The sequence below is a fragment of the uncultured Acetatifactor sp. genome (genome assembly GCF_948601915.1).
Lineage (GTDB): Bacteria > Bacillota > Clostridia > Lachnospirales > Lachnospiraceae > Acetatifactor.
In genome coordinates this window covers 3,740-17,628 of record NZ_CAPDXS010000024.1, presented here as the reverse complement: position 1 = coordinate 17,628, position 13,889 = coordinate 3,740, and the positions used below count along the sequence as shown (strand labels likewise).

The following is a 13,889-nucleotide window of genomic DNA, read 5'->3' as shown; positions in this document are numbered from 1 at the left end:
AAAAGCCCCGGCCTTCCCTGCGCCGGGGCTTCTGTATAAATACAGGACTTATCTCTCAACCTCCAGACAAATACTTTATGGATATGTCATTGCCCTTAATGCTGGGCCTGGCTATGTCGCTTACTTTATGCACAAGTCTTGTATCGCGTCCGAGCAGTATATAATAGTTTCCTCTGGAATAATCCTCCAGGATGAACTCATATACTTCTTCGCTTCTCAATATATGATCCGCATTATCTATCACTACTACGCTGTCATTCGCATTCTTTAATTTGCCGATTACGCTTACCGGTTCCACATCATCCTCATTGTCCGCCTTCAGGAGCACAAAACCCTTTGCTCCTGTTATCATTTTATAATCCCTGATCAAATTATATATCAAGGTCTTGCCAGTGGCCGTGTAGCCCCAAATGGTCGTTATGCGCGTATTCAACTGAATGTCTATGCGGTATGTCCCCAGTGTAAACTGTATCCTCTTACTCATGCATCCCCTCACTTATCTCGAATAAATGGTGCGCCATATTGCCATTCAGCATGAACTCACACGCAAAATCATCCCGCAAATCCTCATGCCCTAAAAACAGGTTCAACTCGCTTTCGTTATAATGTGTCAATATATATTTTATAGCGTTGCTCCCGCAATCAGTTATGTCTATTATCCTGTTCTGCACCATGTCTATCTTAATCAGATAATAAATACATATGACCACTTTGCTTCCTGTTGACAGTTCGCTTATCCCCAATGTCTCACCGTTGAATTTGCTTCTGAACTGCTTTCCCGGCAGCGGTTCGCATCCCTCTACCTCGCGAATCACCCGCTCTATCTCCTCATATTCCCCTAGTTGGTTCAGCACCTTTGAGGCATTATAGAACAACTGCCAGGGAAATTCGATATATACCATGTTTCCATATTTATCTTTTATGTCTTCCACCCTGTCTTTAGATATTATATTTATCATGTCCCATTATCTCCTCAGAAAAAATCTGTATATATAAAAAATAACCAAACCCAAGTTTGATTATCCTCCTCAAAAACTATGTAACTATAACAAAAAAGCGATAGACGGGACTCGAACCCGCGATTTCCACCTTGGCAAGGTGGCGCTCTACCAACTGAGCCACTATCGCATTGCTTACAGGCTACCATGACCGCCCGACTTGTATTAGTATAAGGCATATCTTCCTGTCTGTCAAGTAGAATTTCAAATTTTTTTCATTTTTGCATTTTGTCAATAGTTATGCAACAACTTTTTGAAAAAATTAGGCCAGTTTCTTGATTTCCTCTTCAAAGAGTTGGGCGGAAGTCTTAAACCCCAAAATCCCCCTGGGATAGTTGTTTATCCAGGTTTCTATATACTCTATGTCCTTATCCTGTTTTTCCTCGAAGTCCTCCCCTTTTGGTATATGGCGGCGGATAAGGCGGTTACTATTCTCGTTTGTGCCCCTCTCCCAACTGCTATATGGGTGACAATAGAAAAGAAAGGTCCGCTTTTCCCCATTATGCAAAACAGACCGTTCTAACCCCTCATAGTCCGCAAACTCCACCCCATTGTCCACGGTGATGCTTCTAAAGACTTTAGGGAACATATCGCCCCATTTCCTTTCCAACCGGTCCAGGGCTTCCACTACGCTTGCCGCCTTTTGGTCTGGCATCTTAATGATGATTTCATCCCTGGTTTTACGTTCTGTTAATACAAGCATACATGACTTTGTAATGCCCTGCTTTCCCTTTACCGTGTCCATTTCCCAATGTCCAAAGGTTTCCCGGTCCTTTACTTCCTCCGGGCGGTTCTCTATGCTCTCCCCGGCGGATGCTCTTTTCTGCACCTTTACTTTCTTATTATGCTTTTTCCTCTTCCCTTTTATCGGCAGGTCCTTATTGGTTAATTTTAAGAAAATACCATTGTCTATATATCTATATAAAGTCCTCACACTGATAGAGGTCTTAAACTCAATCCCACTTTGGGTTACTGCTGCCAATGCGGCTTCCGGGCTATACTTATCGTTTACAATCTTATCCTCTATGTATTCAGCTAAAGGCATATCATTCCCAATTTTAAGACTGCGCCCCTTTCCCTGGGCGTTCCAATCATGGTTCTTTTGCCCCAAATCGCTGCTATACCTCACTTCCTCGGTATAGTCACTATTTCTATGGGTATATTCTCCCCTTTTCATTTCCCGGTATATGGTGCTTCTATGAACGTGCAAATACGCCGCAACCTCCGTTACCTTATGGCCGGAATTAAGCATTGTTTCCATCTTTATCCTATCATTTTTAGTTAAATGCTTCCCCATGAAATCCATCCCTCCAAAAGAAACGGACACGGAAAGAATCCGTGCCGTCCAATGTCCTATTTTTTTACATCCTCTTTAATCTCTTCCCGGTAAGTGATTTCAATGGTGATGCAAAACGCATCTTCTAACGAATCATAAAAATATTTGTCCCTGCCGCTGTCATATCGTACTATTTTATAATTTCCGCCGGAAACCTCCGCTTCAATCTTCTGGATAGTTCCGCTTTCTATCAGCTTTTTTACCTTTGCCCTGCTGCCTTTCTTTATTTCTCCAATACATACATCACCCATAAAGGCTTGAATAGGTTCTACCCCCCCGAACAAAAGTTCTATTTTTCCGCACAATTCATATTCATAGATTTTTTCATCTTCCAGGCCGCTTTCTATGATTTCCTTTTTGGAAAGTTTATAGTCCTCGTTTTCCTCCACAAGTTCCATAATATCTTTCATGTGGGCTTCTACATTATCCAGTTTATGCCGCTGTGTCTTGATTATCCCTTTCGGCCTTTTTGGCTCTTCCTGGGGCGGTGGTGTCGGTGTTGGCTCTTCCTGCTTTTTAGAGAATAGATTTTTTAAAATTCCCATGTTAAGTTCCTCCCTTTGCATGAATCTGTGATTTTGCATACCGCAAGCGGCCATCCGTCCGTATCACGCCCTACGGCTTTATAGGATGACAGCTTGCAATATACCGGGTGTTATCGTACAACCTTTTAAACGCCGGATAACTTCACCGGGGCGTGGCATGGTTTTCTAGTTCCCGGCCTACCTGGGAAGAATAGGCGTGTACACTTCCCTGGTAGGTACTTTTTGCACCAGTGCAACCCATCAACAGTTTGTAGGGGCTTTGGACCCTCACGCCGCCCATGGTCAGCATGGCCGTTTTAATTGCCCCCCGGCGGCTGTCCTGCTGCCGGGGGTATCTTAATCCAGGCTCATACGTGAATCAATGGCCTGGGTGATATATTGACTTACGCTTTGTCCTGCTGCCGCTGCGGCTTCCGTTATGACCGCTTTTTTTCCTTTTGGAACCTTAATTTCTATACGGTCATAATTTTTTTTATTAAATTCATTCTGGTAAGCAATCTGGTTAAATTCTCCGCTTTTTGCTCTTGGCATACGTCCCAACCTTTCTTCCGGCAAATTCACTCTTCCTTTCCCTTGCCAAATGGTGTATAATTGCGTTTAGCAGATTGGGCGGCTTTGGCAAGTCCACCGCCCTTTCTGGTTCCCTTTTGTCTTACTTATTAAGTAAGGCTTTTACTTTTTCCTTTGCTTCCGCAAGGTCTTTACAGTCATTCAAGATTTCAAGAATCTTTCTTGTCTGGTTTTCCTCAACGACTTCTTTTAACAGTTCGCTCGTGTTCATTTCTTCGTCCATACGTTCTTCCTTTCTATGCTTGCCCATGTATTTGTTAAGTATCTCCCTTAACTGTCTTTATTATATAACATATGTCGTCATATGTCAATACATATTCCGACATATTCCTAAAAATTTTTTACGAAAAAGGAACACGCCTACTTTGACGTGTTCCCTATCCCGTGACATATCAATTTCCTTTTTTGACCAAAAGGGGTTATTATGCCACCGCAATATCTTTTACATTTACGGCGGCGGTTATTACTTTACCTATGCCGATTACGGCACGGTTCCCGGATATGCTCAAAACGGTATATTTGTCATAATACAGTTTAAAGCTATTCCCGGTGTAGGTTACATTTCTAAGGACTTTCACCGTGTCCCCTGCCTTAATTTCCTTTGCCGTTTCCTGGGGTTTCTCTTCTTTGGATGCCGTAAAAGTAACATACTTTTCGGAAGCTGTAATATATCCGGCTCCACTAAGCAATTTATACATTGCCCCGGCTCCCACCGTTACCTTTTCAATCACGCCGAAAACCTCGCCGGCGTGGACGGGACCGTTTTTCAGATTAAGGTTAAGGCTTCCCCATTCCGGCGTTGTGTGGATGCTTAGGCCCTCCTGCCCCTCATAAATCACCTTTATCTTTCCCATTGCTCCGGCGGCTCCTATCTGCGGTTCCTGCTGCTTCTCCTGTCCGCCAGAAATAGCTTTTACCAACATTGCCACAATATTGTCCCCATAGGCATCTACCGCCGCTTTTGCGGCTTTTAGGCTTTCATATTTCTTGGTGTCATATCCGGGGACGGCCCACTTTCCGGCAAGTTCCTCAAAAGTCAATGCCGCTCCTCGGCTTACATACTTAAACCGTGGGTCTACGCACTCATTTGCAAGCGGCTCCGCACTTCCATATGCTTTCAAGTGCTGAATATTGGCACGTACTCCCAGGCGTTGCGTTTCAAAAGAGTGTCCTGGATTTCCGCCGCCCGTTGCCCCCAGGCCGCAAAAATTATTCTGCCCTTTCTTCACGTCTCCACCGAATTTGAAAAACCCGGTTTCCTTGCACGCCATACAAAAAGCGGCATCCCCTCTCACGCCCTCGGCCTTTCCCTCTTCCATGTAAATGCCTGGCAATCCTGCAAATTCCTCCATTGCCGCCGAATTGTTTTCTTTCAGATATGCCAATAGCTGCGCTTCGGTTGCCGTAGATTCTCCCATGATTGGCAATCCCTCATAATCTGCGGCAATGATGCCGAAATGCTCTTTTATGGTATCTGCTTCCGCTTTTGCAATCTTTTTCAAATTATCGTCCACGGCCAGGAAATCACATTCCCGGCTATTTGTATGAAAACCATGTTCGATAATAAAGGCGTGCTTTACCACTCCGGCGGATGCCTGGGCGGCGGTTCCTGCATTGTTCACCGCTCCACGGATAACTCCATAATAATCTCTTCCCGTTGTATCGCTTCTCCTGGTCAATACACCCCTGGAATATGTAACGCCCGTTACCGGGGCCATTACCTCCACAATGGCATCCGCCAATTTCTTGCCCAGGTCCTCACTGTCCGGGAGAAACAAAGAGCGGTAGACGGACACGCCATAAGCCTTTTCATACTTTGTCGCATCCCCAACGGCGTTAGAGTGCAAGGACAAAAACACGGTTGCCCTGTTGCTTACAGCAAACTGTCCTCGTGCAAATACGCCCGGATTTTCCGCCATTGTGTTCTTTGTCATGGCAACCTTTATCTGGTCTGTGCCACTCTGTAATTCTTCTTTAAGGTACTGTGCCAACTTGAATACGGCGTTACCCTCATAATATCCGGCTGCCACTCCCTTGTTATACCTGGTATAATGCCCTGGGTCTATTACTACCGTAATCATTATTCCTCTTCCCCCTTTTCTTCGTCCGGGTGGATGACTTCATCTTCTACCTGGTTGTAACCTTTTTCATCCATAGCCATTTCCTCCTTAATCGTCATCCGGCAATTCCGTGGTATACTTGGAAAGGACGGTCTTTATTTTCAGCCATAAACCTTTTACTGGCAGCCCGGCCAACGTCATGTTCTTTAAGATGCTTACAATTTCATAGGCCACAAAGAGAATAGCGAAAAATTCAGCCATTCCTAAGTGTAGCGGTGCATCCATACCGATTGCTGCCCACATTTCCTTTGGCAGGAATCCTATAAGGTTGATGCCTATAACGGCATCCGCCAGACGTAGGAATATAATAGACAGAACCATGCCCACTTTGCGGATTGCTCCATTGATGCCGATACAGCTATTAAACTTTCGCTCCTTTACCGCCCTAAGTACGCCCATGATAGTATCAAACACAACCGCCAGGGCCACCGCTCTTAAAAACGGATTCTCCGCCATTTCCAAAAGAAATTCCATCAACTCACTTTTCATTGTCCTTTTCTCCTTTCTTGGATTATTCCTTTTGCCACGGTTTTATTGTAGGCGGTTTTGTGTTCAAATTCTGACCCGGTTATGCCGGAATCAAAAGTCCGCTTTCCCTCTGCTCCCACTCCCAAAACAGCAATTCATATTCTATTGCCTTTGTGACGTGGTATGTGTCGGCGTGCCCCATGTGCCCCAGGCGGCTTTTGTATTTCCGCTCAAAGGCTTCACGGTCCAGTTCCCCGGCTTCCAGGTGCTTCACGTCATTTTTCAGCCGCCGGACGGATGCTTTTCTGACTTTCCTATATTCCGGGTGGTGGATATAGCCGCAAAAGTCAATCCCATTTCCGGCATACAGAATGGTGCTTTTGGGATTCAAGTGCAATTTCATTTCCTCTTCCAAAAACTCTTCAATCCGTTTCACCCATTCCTTTAGCTGTGCCAGGTCCGGGGAAAGGATGATAAAGTCATCCATGTATCGGATGTAATACTTGATATGCAAGGTATGTTTCACGAACTTGTCCAGGCGGTTCCCGTACACATTGGCAAATAATTGTGATGTAAGATTTCCCACCGGGATGCCCACGCCGTCCGGCAATATCCCGTTCTTGTCAATGATATTGTCCATAAGATAAAGGGCTTTCCTGTCCCCTATGTACCGCCTATTTTCCGTTTTCAATTCTTCATGCGGAATGGATGCAAAGTATTTGCTTATGTCCCCTTTAAAGCCGTATAGCCGCAATCCCTGGGCCGTCATCAATTCATACATCCATTTATACAGTTGGTTGCTTGCGGCGTGCATCCCTTTCCCCTCACGGCACGCATAGGAATGGGTATAAAACCTTTGTTCAAATACCGGCCCTATGGCATTTACAATCATGTGCTGCACCACTCTGTCATAGAACGGCAACGCCATGATAAGCCGTTCCTTTGGCTCCCACACCTTGAAAACGGTATATTCCCCCTGCTTATAGGTGAGGTTCTCCAATTCCTCACACGCCCTAAATAGTTCATCCTCCTTTGACATGGAAAATGCCAATACCTCTTCATGGAACCGCTTGTTTGCTGCGGCTTTCTTGAATGATGTATTGGCATTGTCAAAGGTATACATTTTTTCATGTAACCCTTTAACTGTTTTCATTTTGCCCTACCAATTTTCAAATATTCTTCTACTCAAAAGGCGGTGCCTTTTCTATTTTGTCCGGACAGAACGCCGGAACGGGAAAACCGTCTGACTTATCAGAATGATTGATAAATCTTGCTAGTAGCCCATAGGCCCCTAAGTCTGCAAAGTTGATTAGTCACACACGCACCACACGCCAATGTTCGTGTTCACGTTCCACGGAACATTGTTGCAATTGACGGCCCGTGAACCGCAATGCACGCCGTTGTTCCAATTGCCGCCGCCAATGAGGGCGTGCAAGCCCGGCCAGGTGCGAATTAACAGTTTCCCCATATTTTATTTATTATTTCCATTTTCCGTCTTTCACGGCTCCGATAATGCCGCCCAATATCTTCCCTACCTCTGCCAGTTTCCGGCTTGCCACTTCATATCGGTGTTTGTTCACCGCCGAATATTTCAAGTCAAACGCAAGCCGAATCAGCACCCGTATAAATTCCAGTTCCACGTCCGCCGCATATATATGGCTTTTCGTTCCCGTCTTTCTGAACCGTATTATGTCCTTTACCAGTTCAAAAAGTGACTGCTTTATGTATAGCTGCAATGCGAACTTTTCAAACTTCGGAAGCTGTCCTAAGATTGGAAAGATATAAACCAGGAAATCATAAACTTTTTGGAATAGTTTCATGCTTTCCATGAAACCGTTTGTTTGCTTGTTTTCTGTTTCTTTTTCTTGGGCCATTTCTCCATCCCTTTACAAGTCGGGGTTGGGCTTTCGCCCACCCCAACAGATTTACAGACTGTCACACACGCACCACACGCCAACGCTCGTGCTCACGGGCCACGGAACACCGTCGCAACCGACGGCCCGTGAACCGCAACGCACGCCGTCGCGCCAACGGCCGCCGCCAACGAGGGCGCGCAAGCCCGTACTATTCGCCATATACGCCTGGCCGTAACCGTTGCCTAACACATTATGCCACGCCCAGGATGCCCCCGTTGGGTCATGTAACAGTTCAACCAACCATTTCCACACGTTCCCCACCAGGTCACATATATTTAAGGCACTCACGGCGTTTGCAATGTTCCCAACGGCGGTTCTTGCCTTGTTGGCGGTTGCCGTCCACCCGTTTGTGTTGGAATCATCCAACCCCTGGGGGCTTCCGTCTGCTGCCACGGTAAATTCCATGTAATCCGGCAGACGCTTCCCCACACGCCTTGCCCTTTCCCCTGCAATATACCAGTTAAGGCCCTCCGTACCCGTGATAGGCGTGCCGCAATAGACAGACTGCAACCCATTGGCCCCGTCATCACTGGAAAGGTAAATATCACCCCACAAGGCGTTCCCCAGGTATACCATGCCGGACGGGTCACATTTAGGGCGGTGCTTCGTTGTCCATACAGAATTGGGGATAATGTCCACACGGGTATTCCCCTCCCATCCGGCACCCCTTACCGCCCCGGATGTATTGATTGGCCTGCCGTATTCGTCCGTATTCCTCACGCGGCCATAATGGAATCCGCCAATCTTCCTGGTGTTGGTATCGTCCCATCCCTCGCCGTCCGGGAACGTGGAATTTAAGGAAATCAAATACTGTTCGTCCTGGTCATCCGTTCCCGGGTCACAAATATAGATATAATAATCATTGCCATGTGCAAAATCGCTTCCCTGGTCCAGATTTTCCTTTGTAAGTATGGTTTCCGCCGTCTTGAACACGGACGTTTCACCCACCGCAATCACGCATCCGCCAATGACCGTGATTTCTCCCCGTCCGCTGTACTGGATGTACGCTTTGTCCGGGGCCACAATATCAGAAATGGCCGCCATCTTTGCAACGGTAATCTTCGCCCGTTCATCCAACATATTTTCATCATACACAAATAATCTGCTCACGCTTCCAATTCTCCTTTCATTTCCTCTATTTCCTCCCTGGAAATCCCCAGGCGGTCATAGAACGTCACCGCCGCCGGGATGCCGATTTCCATTGTGCCGATATTCACGGCTTTGGAAAGGTTCAGTATAGTGTGGGTTGTGGTATTCTGCTGCCCTGCTGCCGCCTGGCCGCTTCCCGTGCCCTCCCTGGCCGCTTCCTGGCCCTCTGTGTCGGCGTTTTCCGTGTCGGTGGTACTTTTCCCTACCTCCACCGTTTCAACGCTCTGTATGGTCGGATATACCGCCCCGTTCTTGACTCTCTGCCCTGCTGCCGCTTCGGCACAAAACATGATTGTGACCGCCTTTCTGTCCTCTGACAGATTGATGACCGGGCACATAATCCAGTTCTGGTTTTCCAGTTTCACCACGGCTTCCAACCAATCCGACTTTTTAAGGCTCCCTTTCTTCGCCATCTTGAACGTGTTTACCAGGTCCGACTTTGTTTTGATTACTTTAGGAAATCCTTTCATCCTCTTACCTCACTTTCTTTTTAACTTAATATATGGGTTCCAATATAGTTGCCTATATAGGCCATATTGGCGCACTCACGCAAGGAAACGGTCATTGTATGCCCTGGCGGCATATGGTCCACATTTCCAACGGAAAACGTCCTTGGTATGGGCATCACGGCTTCCATATCCGTTTCCATGATATAGTCCCCGGCTTCCTGGATATGGAAGCCAACGCCGCTTTCCGAAACCGCCGCCGTCTGCACCCTCCCCGTTGTGGTGTTGGTAAGCGTGAGGGTAACGGCTCCCTGGATGCTCTCCAACAGATAGGCTATATAAAGCCTTACCGTCTGCCTTTGTATATAGGCACCCATATAGTTTCCGATATAGCCCCTATCCGCCCCGTCACGCAAGGAAACGGTCATTGTGTGCATCAGGTCCACATTGTCAACGGAAAATCTGTTAGGCGTTGCCACAACGCCCCCTTTGTTGGTCCTCACGGTATAGTCCCCGGCTTCCGTGATGTAAAACCCAATGCCGCTTTCCGTGAAATCCGCCGTCTGGATGCTCCCCGTTATGGTGTTGGTAAGCGTGAGGGTAACGGCTCCCTGGATGCTCTCCAGACGGTAGGCAATCCATAGCTTGAACGCCATGTTATGGACTTTCTTTCTAAGGCCGTCAATCTGCAACTGCAATTTCCCGGCCACGTCCCCGGCAAGTTCATCCTGCTTTCCCTGGAACCACTTTTCCCATTCCGCCGCCTGGGTTTCCATGAAATCCTTTGTCATCCCGGCGTATTCTTCCACAAAGGAAAGACGGTCTTTTTCCATTGCCTTTTTCTCTTTGGCAAGCCAGGCATTGAACTGTTCTAAATCATCTTCCCGGCCATCCATGAAATCCCGGATAAGTTCGGTATACTCTTTCACAAAGGCGGCATGGTCTTTTTCCATTGCCTTTTTCTCTTCCGCAAACCAGGCGTTGAACTGTGAAAGGAATTGTGAGAAATCCAGTTCCTTGAACTGTGAAGCCACAAACCCACACACGGAATCGTCCGCCCTTTCGTCTGTTATGTCTGCCTGGGTAATTGCCACCGCCCCGGCCCTCACATAGACACGGGCCAGGCTCTTTTCCTGGATTACATCATTGTTTATCAGCCCCGGCGGCTGCGGCTTGCTTGAAAATGCACCCTCCCGGATAAAAATACTTGGTCTGCGCTCCGTTTCATCATTCCGCACAATCACCCGGTCAATCCTGTGGAGTGTTCCGCTTGCCTGGCTCACGGTAAGCGGCAGGACTGCGGTATTGTGTATGGTGTGAAGATTAATATAGGCGTACCCTTTCCGGCTTCCGCCATCCACCCTTACTTCCATCCCGTCCCCTGCCGTGACTTGTAAATGGCCGTATACAACGCCCTCTTTGTAGAAAGGGGCTTTATCTTCGTTCATATCCTGGCCGTTGTATCTGCGCTCCTTATCGTTCAAATCCGTGGCGTTGTAGAAAAAACCTCTTACTGCCATTGTCTTTCCCTCCTTTCCTCTAATCGTCCCATTTTATTGCCGTGGGCAAGGCATCCCCAAAAGTGGGCACAACATACATTCCCCCATATTCGTAAACCTCGCAAAGTTCCGTTATCCTAAGATTTTGGGAAGTGCCCCACTTTTTCTTCTTTACCGTCACCACATCCCCCAGGTCATAATCTTTTTGATAGATGAAATTCACATCCGCTTCGGCTTCAGCTTCAAAGTTTTCAAATACCTTGTTTTCATTTAGGTATTCCTGCCCCCTGGTCCGCAATGCGGCCAGATATGCCGCTTCCGTCAGTTCGTCCTTGTTTATGTCTTTTGCATCCAGGAACACTTCCCGTAAGTCAAAACCGCTTCCGCCTCCCACGGTCACATAGACACGGTTTAACCCCTCCCCTGCCCCTCCCACAATTACTTTGGTTTTCATGCTTTCGTCACTGTAATTATGCTTTGCCTGGTTCAGATTATCGTAACTTTCCGAAAAGATGACCCTGGGATTTTTCCCTTGTGCCTGGGTTCTGTCTATGCCCTTATAGGTTTCAAAGGTCATGGTCTTTTTCTTGAAATCCGGCACCACACGGAACCCGATTTCCGCATACCTCGCCAGTTTGGTGAGGTATTCCAGGACGTTCTTGTAAGTGGCCTGGAACTGTATTTTTGTCTTGTCCCCGGTCCCCTCCGCAATCTGCAATAGGGGGACTGCTGCCATCCTGCCCAACATAAAGCGCATGGCATCTTCCACGGTTCCACTGTAATTGAAAAGCGGCCCGGTCAGACGGTCCCCCAGGTACACGGGAAGAAACTTTCCATTCCTGGTAATCTCATTTACAAGCGTGCTTTCCTCTTCCGTCTGGTCCCCCCGTATCACGGCAGCTTCCAGTTTGTTGTCCCCTTTGGTAATGACGTTCCCAGGCTTCAAAAGCCTAAGATTTTCCGCCGTCACCGGGCAGTGAAGTTCAAATGTCCCACATTCATAATATTTTCTGTGCCACTGTAGGGACGTGTGGTTCTCAATGTGCCCCAACCGTCTAAGGCTGCGGTCATAGACGTGTATTTCCATTCCTACACCCCCAAATATGAAATTCTGTAATATACAGATATGGAAAGATAGTTCACGCCCTCATCCGCCGAATAGGTAAGGGTATTGGTCCCATCCTGCAACTGTATAAAGTCCCCATCTTCATCCAGGTATTCATTTATCACGGTTCCGTACCGTTCAATCACGGCATCCCAATCAATCACCCCATAATTGTTTTTATGGTTCTCAATCTCCGCCTGGGTCACGCCGTCCAAAAGATATATGTTCTTTTTCCCGGTATAAGTGTTTATGATGACGTACTGGCCGGATGCCATGGTGAAATTGTTCTCCGTATATCCAACCTTTGTAAATTCTCCGCTTTCGGCATGGTATATGGCCGGGTTCTTCACGGCACCGTCCGCATGGAAGATTACCACAATGCCGATATTGTCGGCTCCGCTGTCATTTTCAATTTCCTTTACCAATTCAGCTTCCCGGTGCCCAAATATAACGCCCTCTTCCGGGAAGCACGCCGGGAAAAAGAAATCACTCACCCATGATGCCATCACCACTTCAATGTCTGCCAGGTCCTTGAAATACGGGTCCGTGCATTTTAGGGAAATGGTATAGTCACGCACCACGCCCGTTGTGGCTCCCGGCAGGATGTTTTCAACCTCATAATCAATAGTCTTGGCTTCCCCGTCCTCTATATACTGCATGGTCCCGGTCCGTTTTATGGGGAACGTGCGGTATAAAAGGTTTCGGTTCTCCTTATAGTCCCCATCCATTTCCACGGTCAGCACAATGTTTCTTTCCTTTGCCGTGGCTCCCTGGTAGGTGCTGCCGTCCGTGGTGGTGTTCTCGCTTGTTACCACGTTGCTTTCTATCCCGTATATGCCCTCTATGTCTACCAGGTGGAACGGGGTAAACCCGTCCCAGGTAAAGGTCAATGCCACGTTCTTATCGCTTGTGCATATCACTTTAATGTCCGACACTGGATTTACCCCCTTTGCATCCTTAAAATCATGGCCCTGGTCTGTAGCCTGGTCTGTCTGCCCACCTCATAAGGACTTAACGCCTTTGGGCTTGTTATATTCACATTCTGTACATATCCACCGCCGCCTTTTCCGGCGTTCTCCATGGCGTGGTTCCTTGCCGTCCCCGTAAGCGGCGTTACAACCGCTTTTCCGTTTACCATGCTCAAAAGTTCCGGGCCGGCTTCCGCCACCATGGCCTGGCCCTCCCTCAATACGCCGCCCTTTGCCAGTCTTGGCAATGACAAGGTTCCTATCTTCCCCAGGGAAACGCCCGGTATCTCATTGATTACATCAATCACGCCGTTAATCATGCCTATGAATTTATTTACCACGCCCTCTATGGTGGAAAGACAGCTATTGATTGCCGATTTAAAGGCATCCCCAACGGCAGAACCGATTTTCACGCCCACATCCACAAAACAGCCCTTGATTTTCTCCCATAAGCCAGAAAAGAACGAAACCACGTTTGAAAATGCGTTTACCACGCCCTGGTATGCGTTTTGGAATGTGGTTGAAAACCAGGATGCCACGTTTGCAAGGGCGGACTTTATTTCCGTCCATCTGGCACCGAACCAGGAACCGATTGCCGCAAATACACGGGTCACGTTATTGTAGGCGTTGGTGAACATGGTGAGAAACCAGGTTGCTACTTGGGCCAGGGCGTTCTTTATATCGTTCCACCGTGCCCCAAACCAGGAACCAATGGCCGCAAATACACGGGTCACGTTATTGTAGGCGTTGGTGAACATGGTGAGAAACC

General features: G+C 47.5%; 15 protein-coding genes, 1 tRNA gene and 1 pseudogene. All 17 read right to left on the bottom strand.

Annotation, left to right across the window (positions count from 1 at the left end; all coding sequences use genetic code 11):
* Positions 1-55 precede the first annotated feature (55 nt).
* Complete coding sequence (locus tag Q2B33_RS05985) at positions 56-484, bottom strand: hypothetical protein (protein WP_296465771.1); 429 nt, start codon at positions 482-484, stop codon at positions 56-58.
* Entirely contained in the window at positions 477-959 is a 483-nt protein-coding gene (locus Q2B33_RS05980) for a hypothetical protein (protein ID WP_296465769.1), read from the bottom strand. Before Q2B33_RS05980 ends, Q2B33_RS05985 begins: the two co-directional genes overlap by 8 nt.
* Positions 960-1,055: 96 nt before the next feature.
* Positions 1,056-1,128, bottom strand: a tRNA-Gly gene (locus Q2B33_RS05975).
* A 132-nt stretch (positions 1,129-1,260) separates the two neighbouring features.
* A complete protein-coding gene (locus tag Q2B33_RS05970) occupies positions 1,261-2,295 on the bottom strand; it encodes an IS30 family transposase (protein WP_300815131.1) in 1,035 nt (344 codons plus the stop codon).
* A 56-nt stretch (positions 2,296-2,351) separates the two neighbouring features.
* Positions 2,352-2,879: a hypothetical protein gene (locus Q2B33_RS05965; RefSeq protein WP_300815132.1), complete on the bottom strand. Its 528-nt coding sequence runs from the start codon at positions 2,877-2,879 to the stop codon at positions 2,352-2,354.
* A gap of 336 nt (positions 2,880-3,215) precedes the next feature.
* Positions 3,216-3,410, bottom strand: a complete 195-nt coding sequence (locus tag Q2B33_RS05960) for a DUF1778 domain-containing protein (RefSeq protein ID WP_300815133.1) — start codon at positions 3,408-3,410, stop codon at positions 3,216-3,218.
* Positions 3,411-3,531: 121 nt separating this feature from the next.
* Positions 3,532-3,672: a protein phosphatase gene (locus Q2B33_RS05955; protein WP_251206850.1), complete on the bottom strand. Its 141-nt coding sequence runs from the start codon at positions 3,670-3,672 to the stop codon at positions 3,532-3,534.
* A 199-nt stretch (positions 3,673-3,871) separates the two neighbouring features.
* Positions 3,872-5,530, bottom strand: a complete 1,659-nt coding sequence (locus Q2B33_RS05950) for an N-acetylmuramoyl-L-alanine amidase (protein ID WP_300815134.1) — start codon at positions 5,528-5,530, stop codon at positions 3,872-3,874.
* Between the two features lie 87 nt (positions 5,531-5,617).
* Positions 5,618-6,058: a phage holin family protein gene (locus Q2B33_RS05945; RefSeq protein WP_300815135.1), complete on the bottom strand. Its 441-nt coding sequence runs from the start codon at positions 6,056-6,058 to the stop codon at positions 5,618-5,620.
* 79 nt (positions 6,059-6,137) lie between these two features.
* Positions 6,138-7,160 (bottom strand): reverse transcriptase/maturase family protein, encoded by a 1,023-nt coding sequence (locus tag Q2B33_RS05940; RefSeq protein ID WP_300815136.1) that lies wholly within the window; start codon positions 7,158-7,160, stop codon positions 6,138-6,140.
* Between the two features lie 355 nt (positions 7,161-7,515).
* A complete protein-coding gene (gene avd, locus Q2B33_RS05935; protein ID WP_135990098.1) occupies positions 7,516-7,911 on the bottom strand; it encodes a diversity-generating retroelement protein Avd in 396 nt (131 codons plus the stop codon).
* Between the two features lie 51 nt (positions 7,912-7,962).
* Positions 7,963-9,063, bottom strand: a complete 1,101-nt coding sequence (locus Q2B33_RS05930) for an SUMF1/EgtB/PvdO family nonheme iron enzyme (RefSeq protein ID WP_300815137.1) — start codon at positions 9,061-9,063, stop codon at positions 7,963-7,965.
* Positions 9,060-9,572 carry a hypothetical protein gene (locus Q2B33_RS05925; RefSeq protein WP_300822670.1) on the bottom strand — a complete coding sequence of 171 codons (513 nt, stop codon included), beginning with the start codon at positions 9,570-9,572 and terminating at the stop codon, positions 9,060-9,062. The genes Q2B33_RS05930 and Q2B33_RS05925 overlap by 4 nt, the downstream gene beginning before the upstream one ends.
* Positions 9,573-9,592: 20 nt before the next feature.
* Complete coding sequence (locus Q2B33_RS05920) at positions 9,593-11,068, bottom strand: hypothetical protein (RefSeq protein WP_300815139.1); 1,476 nt, start codon at positions 11,066-11,068, stop codon at positions 9,593-9,595.
* Positions 11,069-11,087: 19 nt separating this feature from the next.
* The gene (locus Q2B33_RS05915) at positions 11,088-12,134 is read right to left on the bottom strand and encodes a siphovirus ReqiPepy6 Gp37-like family protein (RefSeq protein ID WP_300913903.1); all 1,047 of its coding nucleotides are present in this window, start codon (positions 12,132-12,134) and stop codon (positions 11,088-11,090) included.
* A gap of 2 nt (positions 12,135-12,136) precedes the next feature.
* Complete coding sequence (locus tag Q2B33_RS05910; RefSeq protein WP_172529054.1) at positions 12,137-13,087, bottom strand: phage tail domain-containing protein; 951 nt, start codon at positions 13,085-13,087, stop codon at positions 12,137-12,139.
* A gap of 5 nt (positions 13,088-13,092) precedes the next feature.
* Positions 13,093-13,889 (bottom strand): annotated as a pseudogene (locus Q2B33_RS05905) (phage tail tape measure protein); the annotation flags it as partial.